We start from the raw sequence: 24,207 nt of genomic DNA, 5'->3' as shown, positions 1-24,207 counted from the left end.
GCTCGGGGGGGGTCACCCGCCTCCACCTGGGCGGCCCCGCGCCGGGGGGCGTCGATGCCCCGCGGCGCGGGGGGGGCCCCCCCCCCCGCGGCGGGGGCGCCACCCGGTGCGGCGGGAACGTTCCGCCTCCCGCCCTACACCGTCACTTCCAGATCTTGTTGACCCACTCCGGGTGGTCGATGAACGGGTTCCGGTTGTGCTGGTACTTGTCGAAGATGACCTGATTGCGCTTCTTCTCGAAGGCGTCCGGGGCGTCCTGGGCGTTCCACTTCTTGAGCACCGAAAGCCGGCCGAGGAACGGGTTGGAGCCGTTGTTCACCCGGTCGTTGACCTCAAGGTCGGGGAACCCGTCGCCGCCCTCGTACCGCACGGCCATGTAGAGGATCATGCGGGCGACGTCGCCCTTGACCTGGTCGCGGGGCTCGAAGGAGTCCTTGTCGGTCCGGTTGCCCGGGGCCTCGGCGACCGGGCTGCCGCCCAGGTCGAAGTCCTTGTTGCCGCGGGTGCTGTTGACCGACACGTCGGTGGGGCGCAGGTGGTGGATGTCGGTGCCGGGGCCGGTCGCGGTGCCGAAGCCGCCGTGCGACTTGGCCCACACGTGCTCGCGGTTCCACTGGTCGGCACCGCCGCCGTTGGAGTTCTTGCTCTGCGAGCGGCCGGTGTACAGCAGGATCACGTTGGCCGCGTTGGCCGGGTCCTGGTCGGTGGCCTTCAGCGCGTCCCACACCTGGCTGTAGGAGAGCTTCTTCGTGTTGCGGCTGATGATCTGGTGCAGCGCCGCCTTCAGCGGCTCACCGGTCTTGCCGATGGCGTCCTTGTAGTACGTGTCGTCGTAGCCGGCGTAAGCGGTCGATATCCGCTCAGACTGCCGGTCTTCGCGCGTAGAACTTGCAGCGACTGCCGAGCTCTGCACAACGAGAGCCCCCAGGGCCACGGCGGTCAGCAGGGGCAGCGTCTTCCAGCGGGCGACTCGGTGGTGGCGCATGGTCGGTGTCCTCTCCCCAGTGCCGGACGGCCGCCGCACCGAGGTGGTCGGTGCGCCGCCGTCCGGACGAACTGTCGTTCGGCCGATGGCAGCGTGGCACGGGATCGATCATCTGAGGTGAACACCGTGGATCGGTTCGGTGGAGCCCTGCGGACCGCCGGCTCCGTATGCGGCCCTTTTGGCGCGAGTCGCCCATCGGTTCCGGGCCCGTGGCCACGGTGGCCGGCAGCGCCCGCCAGCCGGCGCCCCGAGCGAGCCCCGTACCCGGCCGTGGCGTACGGAGACGCCGCGGCCCGTACCCGTACGCCGTGCTGACGTACGGGGACGGGCCGCGGCGGGAGCAGGGGCGCTCGGGCGCGCGCGGCGGGGCCGTCAGGTGACCTCCGCCGGGCGGTCCGGGGGCAGCGGTTGCTCGCGCAGGGCGAGCGCGCGGTGGTAGCGGACCAGCAGCAGCACCGCGGTGGTGGCGAGGCCGATGAGCAGGCCGAGCCAGATGCCCATGGTGTCGGCGCCGGCCGCGTACCCGAGCAGGGCCGCAGCCGGCAGGCCCACGCACCAGTAACCCACGAGGGTGATCCGGAAACCGCTCTTGGTGTCGTCGAGTCCGCGCAACAGGCCGACCCCGATGTTCTGCGCGCAGTCGAAGAACTGGAGCACCGCGATGACCAGGAGCAGGTCCCGCGCGATGGACAGGGCCTGCCGGTCCCCGGCCACACCCGGATCGAGGAAGGGGCGCAACACCAGGTCGGGCAGGGCCAGATAGCCGACCGCGACCACCGAGAGCACGGCCGCGGCGCAGGCCAGGGCGGTGTTCTTCAGCCGTCGGGCAGCGGCCACCCGGCCCAGCGCCAATTCCCTGCTGACGTTGATGGACGCGGCGTGCGAGAGGCCGACGGCGATCTGGAACACGATGTAGACGAGTTGGTTGATCGCCGTGTGGGCGGCCAGCGCCGCGCTGCCGAAGCTGCCCGCCATCAGCGTGGTGACGGAGAAGAAACCCGCCTCGGAACCGTAGGTCGCCGCGATCGGCACGCCGAGCCCGACCAGGGTCCGTACCGTCGCCCGGTCAGCGCCGCGCAGCCGCAGCGTGAGCAGCGGTGCCAGCAGCGGGTCGCGGCGGGTCGCGGCCAGCAGCGCCAGGCAGGAGAGCAGGTGGACGAGCGAGGTGGCGGCGCCCACGCCGGGCAGCCCGAGTTCCGGCAGGCCCCAGGTGCCGTGGATGAGGCCCCAGTTCAGGGCCGCGTTGACGGCCACCGAAGCCAGCGTGATCCGGAGCAGCGCCTGCGGCCTGCGCATGCCGACGGTGAACTGGCGGATCGCCTGGAACCACAGGCAGGGCAGCAGCCCGGGGGCGAGCGCCCACAGCATGGTCTGCGCGCGGTCGGCGACCTCGGCGTCCTGGCCGACCCAGGACAGGCCCTGCCCGATGGCGACCATCGCCACGGCGCCGACGACTCCGGCGAGGGTGGCGAGCAGCAGGCTGGCCCGGACGATGCGGCGCACCTCCGCGCCGTCGTCGGTGGTGGCATCGTCCTTCTCCGCGCGGGCCGCGGCGGCGGCGATCTGGTTGCCCACCGAGGTCACCAGGCCCACCCCCATGGTGCGGAGCTGGTTGAAGATCACGATGGCCAGTCCGCCCGCGGCCAGGTCTGCCGTGCCCAGCAGACCCATCATCACCGTGTCGGTGGTGGTCAGGGCGACCTGGGCGAGTTGGGTCAGGGCCAGCGGGACGGCGAGCGTGGCCAGCGCCCGGCCGTCCCGGATCAGGGTGCTCAGCGCCATCGCGGTTCAGTTCCCGCGGAGCTTGCCGAGGGCCTCGTCGACCGCGTGTTCCACCCCGGGGTCGAGCAGGCTCCTGGCCCGCATCCAGTCGTCGTCGTACACGGTGTCCAGATACTTCTCACCCCCGTCGTTGACCAGGGCGACCACGGTGCTGCCCGGTGGTACGGCGGCGATCTGGGCCAGCGCCTCGTACACCACTCCGCCGGCCGAGCCGCCGATCAGCAGCCCGGTGGCGCGGGCGACGACGCGGGCGGTGGCGAAGGCTTCGACGTCGCCGACCTTGACGCCGGCGTCGATGAGGTCGAAGTCGACGAGGGCGCCGATCTCCGCGCCCTCCGGCGTTCCGGTGCCCGACTGGTAGTAGGCGTGGGCGGGGCCGCCGAAGGCGATGGACCCCTTGGGTTCCACGCCGACGACCCGGCAGTGCGGGAGGGTCCTGCGCAGTTCGCGGGCGGTGCCGCAGAGGGCGCCGCCGGTGCCGACGGCGCCGATCAGCACGTCGATCCGGCCGTCGACGGCACGCGTCAACTCGTGTGCCAGCGGCGCGTAGCCGGTCGCGTTGGCGGGGTTGTTGTGCTGCTCGGTGAAGATGGTGTTGGGCTGGTCGCGGGCGAGTTCGGCGGCCAACTCCTCGCGGGCGGCCGTGGCCAGGTCGGCGTGGTCGCCTTCGATGGCGTAGACGAGTTCGGCTCCCAGGGCCCGCATGGCGCGCAGTTTGTCGGCGCAGGCGTGGTGGTCGACGACGGCGGTGAAGGCGTAGCCGCGTTCGGCGGCGATGACGGCGAGGCCGAGGCCGGTGTTGCCCGAGGTGGACTCGACGATCCGGCCTCCGGTCCGCAGCTCCCCGCCGCGCTCGGCCGCGAGCACCATCTGTCGGGCCATCCGGATCTTCGCGGTGCCGGTGGGGTTGTACATCTCCAGCTTGAGCAGCAGCCGGCTGTCCGTCTCGGTGCGGCACAGCTCGAACAGCGGGGTGTGGCCGATGAGTTCGGATACGCGGGAGACCACGGCGGGGCGGTCGGGCGCCTTGGGCATGGCAGGGCTCCTGGACTTGGGGGATGGATCAGTGCGGCGTACGGCGGTCGAGGCGCCAGCGGGGGCGGTCGGCGATCGACTCCACGACGACCTTGGGGGGCAGGGCGAGGTCGTGGAAGGAGGATTCGTTGGAGTCCATCTGGTAGCCGGCGGTGTTGCCGTAGACCAGTAGGTCGCCGCGGGCGGGCCGATCCGGGAAGGTGATCTTCCGCCAGGTCAGCACGTCGGACTCCAGACAGCTCGCCCCCACCACGCACGCCGGGTAGGGCCGCCCGGGACGGGCCCGCCCGGCCGGGGTGACCAGCACCGGATCGGGCACGAACTCGCTGTTGAACCACTGTTCGGACAGGCTGAGGCTGGTGCCGTCCACGGTGAGCAGGCCGTACGCTGCGGGCCGCTCGCCCGGCCGGCCCGGCGGGGCGTCGCCGGCTGGCCGGTGCTTGACGCCCTGGATGCGGAAGACGGTGCAGCCGGCCCGGTCCAGCAGGGCGCGCCCCGGCTCCAGGAGCACCCGGTGGCCGGCCGCCCGCACCTGTTCGGCCACGGTGGCGTGGTGGCCGGGCGGCACGGTGGACAGGAGGGCCCGCAGCGCCTCGGCGCCCGGTGTGGGTGAGTGGTAGGGGTAGAAGTCGTCGGCGTGGAACGTCTTGCCCGCGTGGTAGTGCGCCGGCTGCTGGTGGGCAACGAAGTCCCGCCAGGCGGCACGCGGTACGTAGTCCACGGGGAAGCCGCCGCCGATGCCGATCAGGTCGGCCGGCAGACCGAGGCTCCGGGCGCGGGCGCAGACCCCGATCAGGTGCGCGGCGAGCGCGGCGCGCGGCGGCACCGCGTAGCCGGCCAGGTGGAAGCTCAGCCCCTCCATCCGCAGGGCCGCTCCCGCCCGTGTGCAGCGGTGCAGGGCGCGCTCGACCTCGGGGCCGGTCAGGCCGAAGCGGCTGGCCGGCTGCTGCGGTGGGTGCACCCGGAGCAGGACCCGCGGGCGGGCGGGCGGTGCGATGGCGAGCAGCCGTTCGAGTTCGTCCAGCGCGTCCACGGTGATCAGACAGTCCTGGGCGGTCGCCAGGCGTAGCAGGTCATCGGCCTTGGCCGGCCCGGTGACGACGATGTCGGGCCCTGGCACGCCGTGGCCGAGCGCCTGCTGCAACTCGCCGGCGCTGGCCACGTCCACGCCGATGCCGGCCGCCGCACAGCGCTCGACCCAGACGGCGGCCTTGTTGGCCTTCTTCGCGAAGTGCAGCGCACCGGGGACGTCCAACTCGGCGAGTACGGCGCGGAACGCGGCGACGTTGGCGTCGAAGCGGTGCGGCAGGAGGAGGTGGTAGGGGCCGCCGAAGGCGTGGCTGAGCTCGGGGAGCAGTTCGCTGTCACACAGCGCGTCCCACTCCGGGTCCGGGTGCAGGGGCACGGCGGGCGCGCCGGCCGCGGGCCCCTTCGAGGTCACCGCCACAGCGCCACTCGCTCGCCCAGGCCCTGCGCGAGGGCGAGCTGTGCGAAGTGGTGTCCGAGCGCGATGTCGGTGACGACCAGGCCGCTGTTGTACGCGAAGATCCGCTCGTCGGGGCGTCGCCTACCGTCCGTGATGCCGGCGATGACCGGCGGGAGCTCGGTGTCGACCGGCGGCAGTCGGCCGGCGTCGTCGGCCATGTCGGTGCCGGTGATGCGCATCTGGGCCTCGCTGGTGGCCACGATGCGGTCGGCGCGGTGCAGGGTGGAGGGCGCCAGACCGTGCCCGACCAGGATGGTCAGCGCCCCCGGCCGCAGCCAGCCGGCTTCGACGGCGGCCCGGGTGTGACCGCCCGCGGTGGCCACGATGACGTCCGCGTCGCCGGCGGCCGACCGCAGATCGCTGACGACCTCCAGCGCGCGCTCGGGGAAGTGGGCGCGCAACTCCTCGCGCACAGCGGCGATGCCGGCCGGGTGGCTGCCGGCCAGCATCAGCCGGTCGAGCCCGGGCAGCGCGGTCAGCAGGAACGGCAGCGCCAACCGGCCCTGCGTACCGGTGCCGATGACCAGGGCGCTGCGGGCTGCGGGGGCGGCGCACTCACGGGCGAGCAACGCGGAGACGGCGGGCGTGCGCAGCGCGCCGATCCGCCCACAGTCCATCATCGCCACCGGCAGCCCGGTGGCGTCGTCGTAGAGCGTGAGCGTGGTGTAGTAGTGCTGCTCCGTGCGCCCCTTGTCCAGGCCGTGCTTGTACGAGGTCTTGATCGCCACCACGTCCCGCGAGCCGTCCCGGCCGAGCATGGCGTACGAGACGGAGTGCTTGTCCCGCGGTGCGACGCTCAGCTTGCGGGGGTTCTCCGACGCCCCGGCGTACAGCGTGCGGTAGGCGTCCTCGACGGTGGTGATGACGTCGGCGATCGATATCTCCAGGCCGGCGAGGTCCGAGGCGGCGAGTATGTGCAGGCCGGTGTGGTCACCTGCGGGAGCACCCGGGTGCCGGGCGGTGGTGGCGGAGTCGGTCATGGCCTTTCCCTTTCGTGGTTCCGGTGCGGGGTCTGGTGGGGGCTCGACGCGTACTTGGCGACGCGTACTTGGCGTCGGGGGCCGACGCGCCGGGTGCGTGGATACGGGCGTGCGGGTACGCGGGGGTCGGTGGGAGACCGGCGGGGGCCGGCTGGCGAACCGGTTTCGGTCGGTCGGCGGGGCCGGTCGATGCGCCGGTTTCGCTCGATCCGCAGCTTGAGTCGATCCGCGGTTTCGGTCGACCGGCGGGCCGTTGGCGCTGTGGGGCGCCGACCGCGGCCCACCGGCTCGTGCGACGGGCTACGGGCCGCCGGCTATACGGTGCGCGCCTCGACGGTGATCTGACCGTAGCCGTGCTCATCGGTTTCGGCGGGCGGGCGGGTGCGGCGCCCGGGGACGCGTACGGAGGCCCGCTTGAGCCAGCGGTCGGTGCCGTCGTAGCGCGGGGTGAAGGGCACCCGGCCGTGCACCACGAGGTCGTTGTCGATGACGAGCACTTCACCGGGGGCGAGGCTGACTGAGATGGTCACCCGGTCGAGTTCCGCGCTCAGCCGCTGGTAGGCGGCCCGGTAGAGCGCGCTGGCCCGCTCCAGCGGGGTGTAGGCGGGGTCGAACCGCAGGGTCAGGCCGTGTCGGCCGCGCCAGAGCGCGGGCACGGCGGGCGCGTCGTCCGCGAAGGTGCGCGCCTGCGTGTAGGCGTCGTCGGGGAGGATCGGCACCTGGGAGGTGCTCAGGGTCTCCACGTCGGAATCGGCGAGTCGGACGCGGCGGATGCTGGCCGCTGTGGTCGCGATCCGGTCGTGGTTGCGCAGGCAGCCGAGCAGCAGCAGATGGGCCCGGCCAGGGTGGAAGGCGTCTTCGGTGTGTGGGGCCAGCACGACGGTGCTGCTGGCCCCGGTCTGTTCGCGCTCGCGCCCCGGGGCGGGCACGATGTTGTGGACGAAGCGGCCTCCCTGTTGCCCGGCCCAGGCCGTGGGGTGGCCCATCACGCTGGCGAGCAGCAGGAGCATCAGGTCCCAGATCGCGCCCGCCTCGCCGGCCGTCACCCAACTCACGGGCGTGGCACCGATGGTGGCTTCGTCGACCGGCAGGCCGCGTAAGACGTAGAGGCCGTCGTCGGTGTCGACCGGGCGGCAGTAGGTACGGGTCGCCTCGCTGAGGCCGGCCGCCATCTCGGCGGTGCGGCGCAGGAGTTCCGGCGATGTGGTGGCGGTGCCGCAGTCGGCGAGAATGCGCTCTGCGGCACGGGTGATCTCGGCGACCGCGAAGTGATCGAGTTGGCGAAAGGGTGTGGTTGCCGTCGTCATGAGCGGGATCGTCCGTTCCGGTGCGGGGATGGGGCTCGACCCTGGAGCGACGCCACCGGCCGGGGTGCGTACGAGGGGGAAAGCCGCTCCTGACAGGAGATGGGGAGGCCATTCGCGCCCGCCGTCGGCGTCGTTGGGCGCCGAGAACGTACCACCGAGCCAAGGTTAGCCAAACCTTACTTTCGATCTGGCACCATGTCCGACTTCCCGCCATATAGACGAACAGCGGAACGTTGACGATCCAGCCAGCCGTGCGATACGCACACCACACAGCCAGCGCCCCAATTCCTCCTGGTTTTACCGATTACCAGGCCGTCGCAAATTCGCCACGAAGGCACCCAGCGCGCGCCCCTGCGCCCCGCCGCACCCTCGTACGCGACCTCTGGGACCCCTGCGTCGACCGACGGGCGACAGCCATCTGAACTGACCGCACCAGCCCGCGCCGGCCCCGCACGCACCAACGACTCCACGCGCCGCCACCCCACGAGCCACCGCCCGGCGTGCGCGGGTCGCAGTGCGGGTGGGTCACGGTGCACCCCTGCACGGCGCACGCCCGCGACGGGCCGCGCCGCGCCGTGCGTCCGATATCGATCAGGTCACATTGATCACCCGGATCGGTACCTATCGTCGCGCCTCGTGGTTATGCCACGGGGGGCATGTTGCCAGCCCCCGTTGACCGGGGCGCGCACTGCCGGCCCCGTTGACCGCGACGGAGGGCACCCGGGGAGTCCTATGCGATACGAACTACTGGGCCTCATCCGAGTCATCGGCCCCGATGACACGTCCTACATCACCGCACACAAGGCAGAAGTCCTGCTGGCCGCGCTGCTCGCGCGATCCGGACAGGTGGTCACCGCCGACCAGTTGATCAACGAAATCTGGGGCGACCGCGCCCCCCGCCGCGCCCATGCGGCGCTGCACGTCTACGTCTCACAACTGCGCAAGTTCCTCCGGAACTCCGGGGGCAACGGCCAGTCCATCGTCACCCGACCGCTCGGCTACCTGCTGTGCGTGGGACCCGACGAGCTCGACAGCAACGACTTCCAACGGCTCGTCGACGACGGCCGGGAACTGGTCAGGCTCGAACGGCACGAACAGGCGCTGCGCTGCTTCGAGTCCGCGCTCGCGCTCTGGCGCGGCCCCGCCTTCGACGACGCCCGCGACGGGCCGATCGTCAACACCTGCGCCACCTGGCTGGAGGAGACCCGGCTCCAGTGCGTGGAACTCCTCATCGAGCAGTACCTCGTCCTCAGCCGCCACCGGGAGATCGTCGGCCAGCTCTACGCGCTGATCAGCGACCATCCGCTCCGCGAAACGTTCTACCGCTACCTGATGCTGGCGCTCTACCGCTCCGAGCGGCAGGCCGAGGCGTTGATGGTCTACCGCGCGGCCTCCGGCCGGCTCAGTGATGAACTCGGCCTCGAACCCTGCCGTCCGCTGCGCGACCTGCACCGGGCCATCCTCACCGGGGACGAGGCGTTCAGCGGACGACCGAGCTGAACCCCCGCTGCCCTACGACCCGTTCGCCCGCCTGACGGCCGGCCCCGCCGGCCGCCGGTTCCACCGCCTGGGACACGCCACCCACCCGGCCGGTCACACACCCCGACCGGCCGGGCGTCACGTGCCCCACGGTCCGGCCAGCCCCTCCCCCGATGTGCAGGACCGGCCCGCCGGGGCGGGGTGGCCGGCCCGCGCGACCGCACGGTCCGGCCACCCCGGTCCTCACCCCGGCTCCGGGGCGTCCACCCTCTCGACCGAGATGACCTGCGCCGGACAGTTGCGGACCGCGTCGCGTACCGCCTCGTGCTGGTCGCCGTCCGGCAGCCGTTGCAGGACCACGACCACCCCGTCGTCATCGCGCTGGTCGAACACCTTGGGGGCGAGGTAGGCGCACATGCCCGACGCCACGCACCCGTCCTCGTCGACCCGGACCTCCATCAACGTGCTCCCTCTCCGCTCGGCAGGATCTCGTCCCAGGTCACCGGCACCGCCGCCGGACCGATCACCGGTGTGTTGGCCTTGAAAGGCACCTCCTGAACCGGGCACGCGAGGCGCAACGTGGGGATGCGCCGCACGAGTTGTTCCAGGACCACCGTCAACTCCAGGCGGGCGGTCTGCTGACCGAAGCACTGGTGCGTGCCGTAGCCGAACCCGAGGTGGTCGCTGATGCGTCGGCCCACGTCGATCCGGTCGGGGTCGGCGAACTGCTCGGGGTCACGGTCAGCGGCCTGGATGGCCACCACCACGTACTCCCCCGCGCGCACCGGCGTGTCGCCGATCCGGGTGTCCCGCGTCACCTGCCGGGCGATGCCGGCCGCGCCCCCGAAGCAGCGCACGATCTCCTCCACGGCGCTCGGGATCAGTGCGGGTTCCGCCTGGAGCCTGGCGTACTGCTCCCGGTGTGCGAGCAGGGCGAACATGCCGTGGGCGAGCGCGGTGGCCGTGGTGTCGAACCCCGCCACCAGCATCACCGCGCACATCGCCACGAGTTCCATGTCGGAGAACGGCTCGTTGCTCTGCTCGCTGCGGACGATGATCCGGCTGACCCCGTCGTCCTGCGGGTCCGCACGCCGCGCGCGGACCAGTTGGTACAGGTATCCGTGGAGCGGCTGCATCGCCGCCGCCATCTGCGGCTCGGAGGTGATGTCGCTGAACACGGCGGCGGCTGCGGTGTGGAACAACTGCCGGTCGGCGTACGGCACCCCGACCACGCCGCTGATCGCCGCGGTGGTGACCGGAACGGTGAAGTCGCCGTAGAAGTCGGCCGCGCTGCCGGCCGCGGCCAGTGCGTCGATGCGTTCGGCCACGATGGCCTCGACCCGCGGGCGCAGCTCCGCGAGCCGCTTGGGCGTGCCGACCTCCGGGCCGATGTGGCGCCGGAAGCGCTGGTACTCGGCCCCGTCCATGCGCGTGAACTCGCCGGGGCGCACCGGCCGTTCGGGGTCGGCGTGTCCCATCATGTGCGGCACCTGCCCGGTGCGGCTGCTGAACCGCTCCGAGTCGCCCAGCACCTCGCGCACGTCGGCGTACCGGCTCACCAGCCAGGCGCGCATGCCGGTGGGGCACTTCACCCTGACCACCGGTGACTCGATGCGCAGCCTGGCGTAGTCGGGTGAGGGCCCGAAGGGGCACTCGCGCGGTCGGGGCAGCGGCAGGTCGAGCAGTTCTTGTTCCGTGCCCGCCTCGGTGGATGCGTCCATCGCCACTCCCTAGGCCCGGGGGGGGCCCCCGCGCCGGGGGGGGGTGGCCCCCCCCCGGGGCGGCCCCCCCCGCCCCCCCGCCGGGGGGGGGGGCCCCGGCGGGGGCCGCCCCCCCCCCCCCCCCCCTTTTTTTTAAACCCCCCCCCCCCCCCCCCCCCCCTCGGCCGCCGGCGGGGGGGGGGGTTTTTTTTTAAAACCCCCCCCCCCCCCCCCGGGCGCCCCCCCCCGCGCCGGAGGATCTTGCCACCCGCGTTGCGCGGCAACGCGTCCACGAACTCGTAGCTGGTGGGCATCTTGTAGTCGGCCAGTCGGCCCTTGAGGAACAGCAGCAGGGCACGTGGGCTCGGTCGCTCGCCGGGTCGCGCGACCACGCAGGCGTGCACCGCCTCGCCGCGGACCTGGTGCGGCACGCCGGTCACGGCCACCTCGGCGACCGCGGGGTGCCGGCTGAGGGCGTTCTCGACCTCGGCCGGGTAGACGTTCTCGCCCGCGACCAGGATCACGTCCTTGATGCGGTCGCAGACGTGTACGTAGCCGTCGGCGTCCACGTAGCCCGCGTCCCCGGTGTAGAGCCAGCCGTCGGTCAGGGTCCGCCGGGTCTCCTCCGGGCGCTGCCAGTACTCCGTCATCACCGCGGGGGTGTCGACGCGCAGCTCGCCGATCTCGCCGGGCGGCAGGACCGCGCCGGCCGCGTCGACGGCCTGCACCGCGACCCCGGGGTAGGGCCGGCCGGCGGCGCCGAGCCTGGGGCTGCCCGGGTAGTGGTCGGCCGGCGGCAGACAGACGGCCGATGCGCAGGTCTCGGTGAGCCCGTAGATCTGCGCGAACTCGCAGCCCATGACCTCGATGCAGCGTTCGAGGACGGATTCGGGGATGGGCGAGCCGCCGTAGACGATCTTGCGCAACCCGGCGAAGTCGGCCGGTCCCACATCGGGCTCGGACAGCAGGATCTGGAGCATGGACGGTACGAGCAGTGCGGTGGTCAGCCCGCCGTCGCGGATCAGCTCCAGGGTCAGCTTGGCGTCGAAGGTGCGGGCCAGCACGTTGGTGCAGCCGGCCCGGTAGCCGTGCAGGAACCACCAGGGGCCGCCGATGTGGTGGCCGGGCAGCAGGCTGAGGCTGCGGTCCGCCTCGCGCCAGTCGAGCCAGTCGAGTTCGTGCCGGGCCAGCAGGTCGTTGATCGCCCAGAAACTGGCCTGGCTGAGGACGACGCCCTTGGGCGCGCCCGTGGTGCCGCTGGTGTACATCTGGGCCAGCGGGTGGCGGGGGCCGGCGCCGCCGGTGGGCTCGGTCTCCGGGTGGCCGGCCGTCCAGGCCAGGAAGCCGGGGTCGTGTTCGCCCGGTTCCAGTGGTACGACCAGCCGCAGCCGGTCGAGGCCGGGCCGCAGCCTCTCAATGGCCGGCAGGTGTCGTTCCTCGGTGAAGAGGAGTTCGGCCTGCGCGTCGCGTAGGACGTGCTCGATCTCCCCCGGGGTCAGCCGTGGGTCGGCCGGCACCAGCACGGCCCCGATCTTGGCGCAGGCCAGCAGCAGGTCGTAGAGGTGCTCGCCGTCGTGCCCGAGGTGGCCGACCCTGGTGCCCGGCACCGCGCCGGCGGCCAGCAGCGCGTGCGCCGTGCGGTTGCTGCGCAGGTGCAGTTCGCGGTAGGTGACCGTACGGCCATCGCAGGCGATGGCGATGTGGTCGGGCCTGACCTCGGCGTGGTGGGCGGAGGCGGCGGCGATGGTCTTCGGACGTCCGGCCGGGGGGCGGTGGCTCATGCCCGGTCTCCTTCGACTGCGGTGGTGAGCTGGCCGTCGATGAACTCGCCCAGCAGCGAGACCGAGGGGTGGTCAAAGACGCTGGAGGCGGAGAGCGGCAGCCTGAAGCACAGTTCCAGGGCGTTCTTCAGCTCCACGGCGGCCAGCGAGTCGAGCCCGACCTCGAAGAACCGGGCGTCCGGTGGTACGTCGTCGGCGCCGTCGAAGTGCAGCAGGTCGGCGATGACGCCGCGGACGACGAGGGAGACGCCCTGTCGCCGCTCCGACTTGGACAGTTGCAGGAGCGCGTCGAGGTCCACGCTGACGGCCGTGTTCTGCTTGGCGCGGCCCACCTGGTGGTAGAGCGCGCTGGGCAGCGGCCTGGTGGCCACGCACTGGTCCCAGTCGACCTCGGCGATGGTGACCTGGGCCGGTGGCCGGTCCAGGAGGCGGATCAGGGAGCGCATTCCGGTGGTCGGCTTGAAGAACCCGAAGCCCTGGTGTTCGACGTTGGCGATGTGCTGTTCGTCCATGGTGGCGGCGAGCCCGATCTCGCCCCAGGCGCCCCAGTTGACGCTCATGCCCGGCGCTCCGGCCGCGCGCCGGCGCCACATCAGGGTGTCCAGGTAGGCATTGCCCGCGGCGTAGTTGGCCTGGCCGCGCGAGCCGAGTACGGAGGTCAGGGACGAGTAGCCGATGAGGAACCGCACCTCGGCGTGTTCGCCGGCGAGTTGGTGCAGCAGGTGGCTGCCGTACACCTTGGCGCCGAAGACGGTGTCGATGCTCTCCCAGGTCTGCGCGGTGACCGGGGCGTCGGCGAGGACTCCGGCCGCGTGGATGATCCCGCCGAGCGGGTACGGCCGGGCGCCGAGGTCCGCGCTGACCCGCGCCATGTCCTCGGCGTCGCTCACGTCGGCGACGTAACTGACGATCTCCACGTCGGGTCCGAGCAGTTCCGCCAGCGCGGCGCGCTCGGCCTCGCCCGGGGTGCGGCGGCCCATCAGGGCGATGTGCCGGGCGCCGAGGCCCACCAGCTTCTCCGCGGCGAGTTGGCCGAGCGAGCCGAGCCCCCCGGTGACCAGGTAGGTGCGGTCGGGGCCGATCTCGGCCGGGGGGGCGGCGGGCAGGCGCTCGTCTTCGAAGGCGAGCACCGCCTTGCCGGTGAGAGCCCCGCGGCTGACTGCGCCGAGCGCCTCGTCGATCTCGTCGAGGGTGTAGACGGTGGTGGCCAGCGGGGCGAACTCGCCGCGCTCCAGCAGCCCGCCGATGGTGCCCAGGGCGTCGCCGGCCAGTTCCGCGGTGCGCTCGGTGCTGACGTCGGTGAAGTCGGTGTAAGTGATGTCGGTCCTGGCCCGGGCGACCTCCTCCGGGCTCAGCAGGCCGACCTTGCCGAGTTCCACGAAGTGGCCGCCGGGGGCCAGGGTCCGCAGTCCGGCCCGGGCGAAGTCCTGGTCCAGGCTGTTGACCAGCAGGTCCACACCCTCGCCCGCGGTGGCCCGCAGGACCTCGTCGGCGAAGTCGTGGCTGCGCGAGTTCACCAGGTGGCGTACGCCCTGGGCGCGCAGCAACGGCCACTTGTGCGGGCTTGCGGTGGCGTAGACCTCGGCCCCGGCGCGTTGGGCGAGGCGCACGGCGGCCTGGCCCACGCCACCGGCGGCGGCGTGGATGAGGACCCGGTCGCCCGGCTTGACGCAGGCCAGCCGGTGCAGCACGTGGTGGGCGACGAGGAAGGCGGTGGGCTGTGCCGCGGCCTGGGCGAAGGTGAGGTCGGCCGGCTTGCGGACGGCCTGCGACGAGGCGACGGTGACCTGGCGGCGGAGACTTCCCAGGTGGGCCACCATCACCGCGTCGCCGACCTCGAAGGAGGCGGTGGGTCCGGCCGCGACGACCTCGCCCGCGCACTCGTGGCCGAGCGGGACCTCCAGCGGTCCGCGACCGCTCTCCTCGGCGAAGACCCGGTGCAGGCCGAGGACGTTGAAGACGTCCCGCATGGCGAGGCCCGCGGCCCGTACCCGTACCCGGATCTGGTCGCCGACGGGCTCGGGCTCCTCCTGGAGCGGTGCCGTGACGACGCCGGTGAACTGGCCGTACTCCTTGATGACCAACTCCACGTCGGTGGCGGTCGGGCCGCCGACGCCGTGGTAGATGCGGCGTACGTGCCGCAGTCCGTCGCGGTAGGCCACCTGGTACTCGGTGGAGTCCTTGGTGGCCCACTCGTCGAGCAGTGCGGGGTAGGCGCCCGCGGTGCCGCGCGGTGGCAGGTCGATGAGGGTGACGCGCTGGGCCGGGTACTCGGTCCACATCACGTGGCCGAAGCCCCAGAGCGTGGCGGCGGCCCAGGTCGGCGCCTGCGCTGCCGGTTCGGGCGCGTCGCCCGGCACCCACTGGCCGCCCTCGGTGATCAGCCACAGCCGCTGGTCGCGGCCGAAGCCGACCGCCTCCAGGGCGTCCCGCAGGGCGAGCAGGTCCCGGTAGTTGCGCTCGCACTCCGCCCGCAGCGGTTCGTCGGTCCCCCGGCGCGGCTGCCAGAACCAGCACACGTCGGTGGGCCGCTGGTCCCCCAGGGCAGCGGCGGCGTCGGCGGCGCTCGGTACGGCGGTCAGGGTGGTCTGCCGGTCGGCGGCGGGCCCTGCCAGTTCGGTCAGGCCCTGCTCGTCGGCGCCGATGAGGAGTACGTGCCGCGGCTGGGGGTCGGCCGCGCGCAGCGACCGCTTGACCCAGCGGAGCTCGGAGTACATCCGGTCGCGGTCGGGGGCCGCACCCGCCACCTGGCGCAGGGTGAGCCGCTCCATGACGAAGACGGGTCGGTCGCCTTCGAGCACGATGAGGTCGAGTACGGGCCCGGGGGCCTCGGTCTGCGCGGCCGGCGTGCCGGACTCGTCGGTGGGTGCGGGGGCGGGCTCCGGCGGGAGGAGGCGCAGCACGCTGCGCAGGGTGCTGCCGCGGGGCTTCTTCAGTAGCCGGCAGCTCGCGATCCCGACGGGCATGGCCACCACGTCGCTGTCGCCGCGCAGTGCGGTGATGGTCTGGAAGGCGCAGTCGAGGATGGCCGGCGGCAGGTGCTCGGGGCTGGCGCCGTGCTGGCCGCGGAGTTCGCCGATCGCGAGGTCCGGGCCGTGGGCGTCGGCGTGGACGAGCCCTTGGAAGAGGGGCCCGTAGTCGACGCCGAGTTCGGCGAAGTCGGCGTACAGGTCGTCGGCGGTGAAGCGGGCCCGTGGTTCGCCGCTCTCGGTGGCCAGGGTGCGCAGGGTCGCGGCGGTCGCGTCGAGTTCGGGGCGGTCGGCGGTGCCGAGGGTGGCGGTGACGTGGCGGCGCTCGATGCCTTCGGCGCCCGGCTCGTCGCCGGGCAGCAGGCTGACGATCTCGGCTTCGGCGGTGCCGTCGGGGCGTTGGCGCCAGCGGGTGCGCAGTTCGACGTTGCCCTCGTCGGCGATGAACAGGGCCTCGTGCAGGCTGACCCCGGTGATCGGCAGATTGCTTTCGCCGTAGACGGCGTCCTGGAGGGCGATCAGCATTTCGACATAGCCGGCGCCGGGGAAGACGATCTTGCCCATGACCTTGTGGTCGACGAGGTAGGCGGGTCGGTCCGCGCTCACCCGAGAGGTGAACTCCCGCTCTCCTGCGTCCAGTTGGCTGCTCGTGGTGGTTTCCTTGCCGAGCAGCGGGTGGCCGCCGGTGCCGGCGCTCTGGGGCGCGGCGGCGGGGGCCGGCAGCCAGTGCCGGCGGCGGTCGAAGGCGTAGGTGGGCAGGGAGATCCGACGGCGTTCGCGCCCGTGGTGGTACGCGGTCCAGTCGATGGGCGCGCCGGCGGTGTAGAGCTGGGCGAGGGCCTGGCGGGTGACGGTGGCGTCGGCGTCTTCGGCGTGCAGGCTGTTGAGCCAGGCGTGGCCGGCGGCGTCGTCCAGGCACTGCTTGCCCATGCCGATCAGTTCGGTGGCGGGGCCGCATTCGAGGAAGAGGTGTCGACCCCGTTCGGCGATGGCGTGCATGCCGTCGGCGAACCTGACGCCCTCGCGCAGGTGGCGGGCCCAGTAGTCGGGCGTGGAGATCTCGGCCGGGTCCGCCACGCTGCCGGTGAGATTGGAGATCAGGGTGAACTCGGGCTCGTGGAAAGCCAGCCCGGCCACGACGTCGCGCAGCTCGCGGGCGGCCTCGGCCATCAGCGGGGAGTGCGAGGCGCAGGAGACGGCGAGCCGCCGGTTCTTGATGCCGCGCTCGGTGAGCTGCTGCTCGACGGCGGCCAGCGACTCCTTGCCGCCGGAGAGTACGAGCTGTCGGGTGCCGTTGACGGCGGCGACGGAGAGGTCGTCGTGGCTGTCGACCAGCTCGGACACCTCGGCGACCGACGCTTCGACGGCGGTCATGGCCCCGGGCGGCGAGGCCGCCATCAGCCGGGCCCTGGCGGCCATCAGGGTGACCGCGTCCTCCAGCGTGAACAGCCCGGCCACGGTGGCGGCGACGATCTCGCCGATGCTGTGTCCGGCCAGCACGGAGGGGCGCACGCCCCAGGAGAGCCAGAGCTTGGCCACCGCGTACTCCAGCGCGAAGAGCGCGGGCTGCATGTAGGCGATCTGGTGGATCAGGTCGGCGTCATCGCTCTGGCCGAGGAGCATGTCCCGGATGGAGCGGCCGAGGTGCGGGGTGAACAGCCGGTCGCAGGCGTCCAACTCGGCGCGGAAGGTGGCGAACCGTTCGTACAGCGGGCGTCCCATGCCCACGTACTGGGTGCCGCCGCCGGAGAACAGGAACGCCACCTGCGCGGTGCCGGCGCTGGCCTGTCCGGCCTTGGCCAGCCCGCGGTCGAGCAGCCGGGCGACGTCGTCGTGGTCGCGGACGAAGCCGGCGATCCGCAGCGGGAAGTGGGCGCGGGCCACGTTGCTGGTGTAGCCGAGGTCGCCGACGTCGAGGTCGGGTTGGTCGCGCAGCAGCCGCTGGTAGCGCTGGATCTGGCCGGTCAGGGCCGGGGCCGACTTGGCGGAGAGGGTCAGCAGATGGCCGGCGTCCTCCTCGGTGGGGGCCTCGACCGGCGCGGGCGCGGGTGCCTCTTCGAGGACGACGGAGGCGATGGTGCCGGTCAGCCCGAAGGAGTTGACCAGCGCCCGCTTGGTGGGGGCGGTCCAGGGGCGGGGCTCGGTGGCCACCGCGACGGGGGCGGTGTCCCAGGGGATGCGGCTTGAGGGCTGGGTGAAGTTCAGGTGCGGGAAGATGGTGGACTCGCGCATCTGGAGCGCGGTCTTGACCAGCCCGCCGATGCCGGCCGCCGACTCCATGTGGCCGATGTTGGTCTTCAACGAGCCGACGACGACCGGCTGTTCGGGACTGTGCGAGGCGCTGAAGACGGAGCTGATGGCGCTGATCTCGATGGGGTCGCCGAGCGGGGTGCCGGTGCCGTGCGCCTCGATGTACGAGATGTCGTGCGGGCGCATTCCGGCGGCGTCCAGCGCTCTGCGCATCAGCCCTTCCTGGGCGATGCCGTTGGGCACCATGAGGGAGCTGCTCTCGCCGTCGGAGCCGACGGCCGAGCCGCGGACCAGGGCGTAGATGCGGTCGCCGGCGCGCTGGGCGTCCGAGAGCCGCTTGAGGACCAGCGCGCCGCCGCCCTCGCTGCGGCAGTAGCCGTTGGCTGCCTCGTCGAAGGTCTTGCAGCGGCCGTCGGGGGCGAGCATGTTCGACTGGCTGGCGAGGATGTAGGGGCGCGGGTTGACGATGGCGTTGACGCCGACGCACAGCGCCACGTCGGATTCGCCCTCGCGCAGGCCCTGGGCGGCGAGGTGCACGGCGACCAGCGATGCGGAGCAGGCGGTGTCGATGGTCATGCAGGGGCCGCGCCAGCCGAGGAAGTACGACAGGCGTCCGGAGACCGCGCTGAGCGCGGCGCCGGTGGGCATGTAGCTGTTGAGTTCCTCGTTCGCGTACCCCCCCATCTCGCCCGCGTAGTCGGTGTTGCTGACGGCGACGTACACGCCGCCCCTGCCGTGGCGCAGCGGGCTGGGGTCGATGCCCGCGTCCTCCAGCGCCTCCCAGCCGGTCTCCAGCGCGAGCCGCTGCTGGGGGTCGATGTAGTCGGCTTCCTTCGGCGAGATGTTGTAGAACTTCGCGTCGAACTGGTCGATGCGGTCCAGGAATCCGCCGCGTTCGCACCGGATGACGCCCTTGGCCGCCGGGTCGTCGGAGGTCAGCCCCTCCGGGTCCCAGCGGTCGGTGGGCAGTTCGCGCAGCCCGGATCGGCCGGTGCGCAGGAATTCGGCGAATTCGTCCGGCGCGTTACTCCCGCCGGGAATGCGCAGTCCGATGCCGACGATGGCGATGGGTTCGGGCCCGGTGTGGGAGGTCTTGGGACCGGCTGGTGCTGCGTGGTCCCGTACGTCGGTGGCGTTATCTGACATGGCTCCTGCTCTTGTTGCAAAGTCCGTACGGGACACTCACGCGGCGTCGTTCTTGGTGGTGCGCACCGCGAGGCGTACGCCGCCGTGGCAGGTCGGTGCGTCGCCCTCGCCGTAGCGGCACAGGGTGCTGACCAGGACGATCGATCCGTCGTCGCCTTCGCGTTCGTCGACGCCCACGACGTCGATCTCGCCCCAGAACCCGCGCCCGCGCATGGCGCGCCGAAAGGTGCTGCGGAAATCCACGATGAGAATGTCGGGAAGCTGCCGAGCCCAGTACTCGTCCAGTGTCCAGGCGTCGAACGGCCACATGGCACGCTCTTTCACGGACTTCGCCAGCAGGTAGTAGACGAGCTGGTTGAAGCACAGGTTGAATTCGACCGCATTGAAGTGTCCGGTGTCGTCGATGTAGCACGACTCGGGAATGGTGAATTCGCCCCGCGCGCTGACGCGCCCGCCGTCCCTCGGCTCGCCCTGGCGTGTCACGGTGGCGGCCGTCAGATAGCGGCAGTGCGGTTTGTAGGGGGTCAGGACCCGGTTCAGGAGCGGCTCGTCACAGCCGTACTGGGTGGATCGTGAGGTGCTGGTGTTGATGAGGTCCACTGGTTGTCTCTCAGCGGCCTTCGGCCGGCTGCCGGGCGTCGATTCCGGCGTAGAACTCGTGGTCGTCGTGGACCGTGATCCGGTGCGAGACGGTCGGCTCGGGCTTGACGGTGTGCCGGGCGCAGTGCACGAGGCTGCGGTTGTCCCAGACCAGCAGGTCGCCCTTGTCGAAGGTCTGGAGGTGGATGTTCTCGTGTTGGAAGGTGGGGTCGGCCTGGCCGACCGCGGCGAGCAGTTCGCGCAACAGGGTCTCGGGCAGTGGTGACCCGTCGGCGGCCTGCAACTCGTAGGTGAACGCCTCGCTGATGTAGAGCAGCGGCTCGCCGGTGACCGGGTGCGGGAAGACGGTGGGGTGGGTGACGGCCGGGGTGTGGTCTTCGATCTCGGCGAGTACGTCGGTGATGGGCCGGTAGACGTCGTCGGGGCGGATCTTGAAGTACCGCCGGACGCTGTTGCGGCTGCTCGATCCCGCGAGGGCGTCCTTCGTGGCCTGCGGCAGTTTCCGGTACGCCTTGCCCATGTCGATGAAGTAGGTGCCGCGGTTCTCCTTCGGCACCACCTGCGGGTAGATCAGGGTGAGTCCGAACGGGCGCGCCATGAACGAGTAGTCGTGGTGCCAGAATTTTCCCGTCTGTGGCACGCCGACCTGTTGTCCCGCCTCCTTCACATTCGAGGAGACGAAGATTTCCTTGTGCTCGGGGTGGTGGTACATCGGCTGGTAGTAGGTCTCCACCTCGCCCATGCGGTGGCCGAAGGTGACGAATTCGGCGGCGGAAAGGTGTTGCCCCTTGAGGACCACGATCTTGTGTTCGTAGACCTTCTTCTTGAGTTCGGCGATGTCTTCGTCAGGGGCGTTCAGCACATCGATTTCGACATCGACACCCAGCGCGGTGTCCGTTTGTGGTGCGGTGGTCATAATCTCCCCCAGTGGGCCGTGCCTGATTGGTTAAGAGAAATCACTGACGGTCCCACCGTTCAGTAACCGGCTTAGGTCGGCCTTCAAGCCCACTGAAACGGAGGGGTGGCCTCCCCGACGGGCGTTCGACAGGCGGTCCCCCAAACAGGTCAGCCCGCCTTGGCCCGTATGGGCGGTGCCGACCACCGGGCGGCCCAACCCGACCGGGCCATTCATCACCCGTACGAGTGGACCGCCGTTTCGGGCGCGCAACGCCCTGCCACCGTCATGGGCAGGAGATTCCCGAGGAATGCAGTGCGCCGGAGCGCATCGGAGTGCGCATACGGGGCACGGCTCGACGGACACCATCGGTGAATCTCCTGATACACCTGTCGGGCGCGTCGCTTCGGCGTGCGACGTGTGGGCCGCGGGCGTGTTGGGCAGTCAGCCCCCAGCGCCCGCCCACCGTCACGTTCCGCGTGCGCCGCTCTTTCCCCTTCCCGCGCGTTCCCGCGTGCCCAGCACCGTGTCGCCGGGCGTCAGGTCGCGGGTCGAGGCCCGCCGGTCAGCCGTCGTATCGAGCCGCTGCCGCGCGCGCCGCCCTGCTCCCCCGTACACAGATGAGGACACCCCTGTGAAGATCAAGACGTTCGCCAAGCTGGTGCGCAGCCGTCAGCTCCCGCTCGCGGTGCGCATGCCGAAGGACCTCTCCGCCCCCGTCTACCGCGCCTCCTTCCTGGCCGCGGCGGCCACCAGCGGGGTGCTGCGCCACCTCGCGCAGCAGCCGCTGGACGCCCCCGCGCTCGCCGATGAGCTCGGCCTGCACGAGGAGGAGAAGCTGCTCGGCTCCTGGCTCGACATGGGTGTGCGGGTGGGGGACCTCGGTCAGCGCGGTGGGCGGTACCGGCTGCGCAGTCGGCTCGCCAAGGGGCTGGCCCGGCCCGACTCCGACGCGTACGCGGCGCTGCTCGAACAGCTCATGCGCTTCCACGCCCCGCTCCTCCTGGACGCGCCGAACATGTTGCGCGAGGGCCGGCGGGTGTCGATCGCCGATCAGGACGGCGCTCTCATCGCCCGCTCGTCCCGGGTCCTGGAGCCCGCTGTGCAGGGGGTGGTGGAGCAGCACGTGGACCGCACCGCGCCAGTGCGCCTCCTTGAGGTGGGGTGCGGGAGCGGTACGTACGTGCGGCACGCCACCTCGCTCAACGACCGGCTGACGGCCGTGGCGATCGACCTCCAGAGCGAGGTGGTCGAGCAGGCCCGGGTGAACCTGGACAAGTGGGGACTCTCCGACCGGGTGGAGATCGCCCGGGGCGATCTGCGGACCTATGCCACGGACCAGAAGTTCGACCTGGTCACCCTGCACAACAACATCTACTACTTCCCGCAGGGCGAGCGGATCAAGGTGCTGGAGCGGGCGCGCTCCTTCCTGATGCCCGGCGGCAAGCTGCTCCTGACGACGAGTTGCCAGGGCGGCGGTCCCGGTCTTGAGATGCTCAACATGTGGTGCGCGTACGCCGACTTCACCGGGCCGCTGCCGCACCCGGAGACGCTCGTCGGTCAGTTCCGGGAGGCCGGCTTCAGCCAGGTGCGGTCGCGGCGGCTGGTGCCGGGTGAGGAGTTCCGGGCCTTCACCGGCGTGAACCCGTTCGACGCCGAGGACTGACCGGCGCGCCCGGATACTCCAGAAGCCGGCACTCACACCCGTATTGCCGGAACTGCCCCGCCCTGACCCGATCCGGGATGCACCGCGACGCCGGGCGCCCTACGGGGCGTCCGATCCGTCGACGCGCGGCCAGGAGCGCGGCGTGACGTCTCATCACCATCCACACTCCGGAACCGGCCGCGAGGGGGGCCGGCTGGCCCAGTGGCCGTCCGCGCCCCGGACGCCCCTCGTCCGAATTTGCATTTCCGCAGGTCAACCCGGGTGCTACGGACTCTTACGGGGGACCTTTTGCGGCGCGGTTCGCCATCACCGACGAAGGTGAAGAACTTCACATACAGCCCTTTCGACTGCGAATTCGGGCCGTGGATGGCGCAGTATCCCTATCCGACACCACCAAGCCCCCGTCACCACGGCGGGGCGGTCCGGGCGGACGCCGAGTCCTGCCGCCGCACGGGCCAAGGAGTAGATCGCAGATCGGCAGGAACGGGAGACCCAAGCACGACGGACCACGAAGTCGGTGGTCCTTGGGGTGAAGCCACGCAGGTGGCCGGGCAACTTCGCCAGTCCGAACCCGACAGGTCATCTTTCGCAGGCGGATGACGAAGGGCTTCTGTATGTCCGCGCAGGCTCGTATACCCGCGCTCGCTTCTCGCCTCGGCACCGCCTCAGCCCTCACCGCGACGGTGCTGGCGGGGTCGGCCTTCCTTCCGGCGATGACCGCCGACGCCGAAGCGGCGACCGTCTCCCACAAGGCGCTCAAGGTCGCGGCAGGCAAGAAGGGCGCACCCTACAAGTACGGGGCGGCCGGTCCGCACCGGTTCGACTGCTCAGGGCTCACGCTCTACTCGTTCAAGAAGGCGGGCAAGAAACTGCCGCGCACGGCAGCCGCCCAGTACAACAAGACCCGCCACCTGTCCGCAGGTTCCCGCAAGGCGGGGGACCTGGTCTTCTTCCACTCCGGCCGGAACGTCTACCACGTGGGCATCTACGCCGGGCACAACAAGATCTGGCACGCTCCGAAGCCCGGCAAGTCGGTGCGGCTGGAGAAGATCTGGACCAAGAAGGTCTGGTACGGACGGGTCCGCTAGGCACCTTCGCACCACCGCCCGGGTGGACGGGGGTCGTCGTGCCCACCGCCTGCCCGGGCGCGCGAGCAGTGTGTGAGCCGTACGCGGGGAAGACGCCCGGAGGACCGCGTTCCGCTCGCCCCGGCCGGGCGCGCGCAAGCGGTACGGGCGCCGGCCGACCCCGCGGCGCGCTCCGCCCACGCGCTCACTGAGCCGGGTGATTGTCCCCGGGGGTTCGTCACCCGCAGGAGGCACCCGGCGTTGTCCTCACGTGCCGACCGAATCACGGTCAGCCTGATCCATGAGGACTAGTCATGATGCGAGGAATGACCGGTGCCGCCGTCGTTGCCGTGGCGCTGGCGGGTGCGGTGACGCCGGCCCAGGCACGTGAGGCGACCATGCCGATCAAGAACGGCAAGGCCGAGTTCTGCTTGACCAAGCCCGCCGCCAAGCGGCTGGCCGAGGCGAAGATCAAGCTGGTCGCCACGGGGAAGGCACGACTGACCGGCAAGCAGCGCCAGTGCGTGTCGCTCCCGCTGACCGAGGGCACCCGGGACTACGCCAAGTTGCAGGGCGGCCTGAGCTTCCGTGACCGGGATGACCGCCTCGACCTGAGCAAGGTCCACAACTACGTGGACAAGACCCCGCGGACCGTGGTCCACGCATCGGTCAACCGGGCCAAGGCCCGGCAGGCGCAGTTCTTGAACTACACGATCAAGCGGGACAACGCCCAGGTCACGCAGAAGCAGATCAAGGCCGTGGACGTGCGGACCGCGCTGACCGGCGAGGGCGAGAAGCTGTTCAAGAAGACGTTCGGCAAGTCGCCGCTGCGCGAGGGCGAGCACGTGTTCCACCTGAACGCGGTGGCGGACCTGCCGAAGGGCGCGCCCGACGCGCTGGCCGCGCTGCTCGGCTCGCTGGGCTGACCCTGCTGATGCCGGCCTGACCGTACTGGTGCGCTCGGGGCCTGGAGTCGCCCCGACCGCTCGGTGCAGCCGCCACCGGTCGCTTGCTCCACAGGTGGGGGGGGGGGGGGGGGGGGGGGGGGGGGGGGGGGGGGGGGGGGGGGGGGGGGGGGG

The 24,207-nt window shown here is 71.6% G+C and carries 16 protein-coding genes and 1 riboswitch; of the genes, 4 read left to right on the top strand and 12 right to left on the bottom strand.

Annotated elements, in window-relative coordinates:
* Window positions 1-142: 142 nt before the first annotated feature.
* The 6 genes from AAHZ94_RS07265 to AAHZ94_RS07240 form a co-directional block, all read right to left on the bottom strand.
* Window positions 143-985, bottom strand: a complete 843-nt coding sequence (locus tag AAHZ94_RS07265; RefSeq protein ID WP_349991495.1) for an endonuclease I family protein — start codon at window positions 983-985, stop codon at window positions 143-145.
* Window positions 986-1,357: 372 nt separating this feature from the next.
* Window positions 1,358-2,767: an MATE family efflux transporter gene (locus tag AAHZ94_RS07260; protein WP_349991493.1), complete on the bottom strand. Its 1,410-nt coding sequence runs from the start codon at window positions 2,765-2,767 to the stop codon at window positions 1,358-1,360.
* Window positions 2,768-2,773: 6 nt separating this feature from the next.
* Window positions 2,774-3,802 carry a cysteine synthase family protein gene (locus AAHZ94_RS07255; RefSeq protein WP_349991492.1) on the bottom strand — a complete coding sequence of 343 codons (1,029 nt, stop codon included), beginning with the start codon at window positions 3,800-3,802 and terminating at the stop codon, window positions 2,774-2,776.
* 28 nt (window positions 3,803-3,830) lie between these two features.
* Complete coding sequence (locus tag AAHZ94_RS07250; protein ID WP_349991491.1) at window positions 3,831-5,243, bottom strand: type III PLP-dependent enzyme domain-containing protein; 1,413 nt, start codon at window positions 5,241-5,243, stop codon at window positions 3,831-3,833.
* Complete coding sequence (locus AAHZ94_RS07245; RefSeq protein ID WP_349991490.1) at window positions 5,240-6,268, bottom strand: ornithine cyclodeaminase family protein; 1,029 nt, start codon at window positions 6,266-6,268, stop codon at window positions 5,240-5,242. Before AAHZ94_RS07245 ends, AAHZ94_RS07250 begins: the two co-directional genes overlap by 4 nt.
* Before the next feature lie 314 nt (window positions 6,269-6,582).
* Window positions 6,583-7,575, bottom strand: a complete 993-nt coding sequence (locus AAHZ94_RS07240; protein ID WP_349991488.1) for a TauD/TfdA family dioxygenase — start codon at window positions 7,573-7,575, stop codon at window positions 6,583-6,585.
* A 732-nt stretch (window positions 7,576-8,307) separates the two neighbouring features.
* Between AAHZ94_RS07240 and AAHZ94_RS07235 the strand changes: the two genes are divergently transcribed.
* Window positions 8,308-9,075: an AfsR/SARP family transcriptional regulator gene (locus tag AAHZ94_RS07235; RefSeq protein ID WP_349991487.1), complete on the top strand. Its 768-nt coding sequence runs from the start codon at window positions 8,308-8,310 to the stop codon at window positions 9,073-9,075.
* Between the two features lie 222 nt (window positions 9,076-9,297).
* On the opposite strand, the gene AAHZ94_RS07230 is transcribed toward AAHZ94_RS07235, so the two are convergent.
* The 6 genes from AAHZ94_RS07230 to scoE are packed head-to-tail and all read right to left on the bottom strand — an operon-like array spanning window position 9,298 to window position 20,416.
* Window positions 9,298-9,513, bottom strand: coding sequence for a ferredoxin (locus tag AAHZ94_RS07230; protein ID WP_349991486.1), 216 nt, complete (start codon window positions 9,511-9,513; stop codon window positions 9,298-9,300).
* Entirely contained in the window at window positions 9,513-10,724 is a 1,212-nt protein-coding gene (locus AAHZ94_RS07225) for a cytochrome P450 (protein WP_349991496.1), read from the bottom strand. The genes AAHZ94_RS07230 and AAHZ94_RS07225 overlap by 1 nt, the downstream gene beginning before the upstream one ends.
* The gene (locus AAHZ94_RS07220; RefSeq protein ID WP_349991485.1) at window positions 10,643-12,535 is read right to left on the bottom strand and encodes a long-chain-fatty-acid--CoA ligase; all 1,893 of its coding nucleotides are present in this window, start codon (window positions 12,533-12,535) and stop codon (window positions 10,643-10,645) included. Before AAHZ94_RS07220 ends, AAHZ94_RS07225 begins: the two co-directional genes overlap by 82 nt.
* The gene (locus AAHZ94_RS07215; RefSeq protein WP_349991483.1) at window positions 12,532-18,900 is read right to left on the bottom strand and encodes a type I polyketide synthase; all 6,369 of its coding nucleotides are present in this window, start codon (window positions 18,898-18,900) and stop codon (window positions 12,532-12,534) included. The genes AAHZ94_RS07220 and AAHZ94_RS07215 overlap by 4 nt, the downstream gene beginning before the upstream one ends.
* Before the next feature lie 36 nt (window positions 18,901-18,936).
* Window positions 18,937-19,500, bottom strand: a complete 564-nt coding sequence (locus AAHZ94_RS07210; RefSeq protein ID WP_349991482.1) for an FcoT family thioesterase — start codon at window positions 19,498-19,500, stop codon at window positions 18,937-18,939.
* 10 nt (window positions 19,501-19,510) lie between these two features.
* Window positions 19,511-20,416, bottom strand: a complete 906-nt coding sequence (scoE, locus tag AAHZ94_RS07205; RefSeq protein ID WP_349991480.1) for a (3R)-3-[(carboxymethyl)amino]fatty acid oxygenase/decarboxylase — start codon at window positions 20,414-20,416, stop codon at window positions 19,511-19,513.
* 613 nt (window positions 20,417-21,029) lie between these two features.
* Here scoE and AAHZ94_RS07200 point away from each other — a divergent pair.
* The 3 genes from AAHZ94_RS07200 to AAHZ94_RS07190 all read left to right on the top strand — a co-directional run bounded on the left by AAHZ94_RS07200 (window position 21,030) and on the right by AAHZ94_RS07190 (window position 24,054).
* Complete coding sequence (locus AAHZ94_RS07200) at window positions 21,030-22,061, top strand: SAM-dependent methyltransferase (RefSeq protein WP_349991478.1); 1,032 nt, start codon at window positions 21,030-21,032, stop codon at window positions 22,059-22,061.
* A 458-nt stretch (window positions 22,062-22,519) separates the two neighbouring features.
* Window positions 22,520-22,671: riboswitch (cyclic di-AMP (ydaO/yuaA leader) on the top strand.
* A 4-nt stretch (window positions 22,672-22,675) separates the two neighbouring features.
* On the top strand, window positions 22,676-23,149 hold the full coding sequence (locus tag AAHZ94_RS07195) for a C40 family peptidase (RefSeq protein ID WP_349991477.1): 474 nt from the start codon (window positions 22,676-22,678) through the stop codon (window positions 23,147-23,149).
* A gap of 305 nt (window positions 23,150-23,454) precedes the next feature.
* A complete protein-coding gene (locus AAHZ94_RS07190) occupies window positions 23,455-24,054 on the top strand; it encodes a hypothetical protein (RefSeq protein WP_349991476.1) in 600 nt (199 codons plus the stop codon).
* Window positions 24,055-24,207: the final 153 nt, after the last annotated feature.

Origin of the sequence: Streptomyces sp. HSW2009 (assembly GCF_040240285.1) — a bacterium.
Classification (GTDB): domain Bacteria; phylum Actinomycetota; class Actinomycetes; order Streptomycetales; family Streptomycetaceae; genus Streptomyces.
This window is presented reverse-complemented; position numbering and strand designations above follow the sequence as displayed.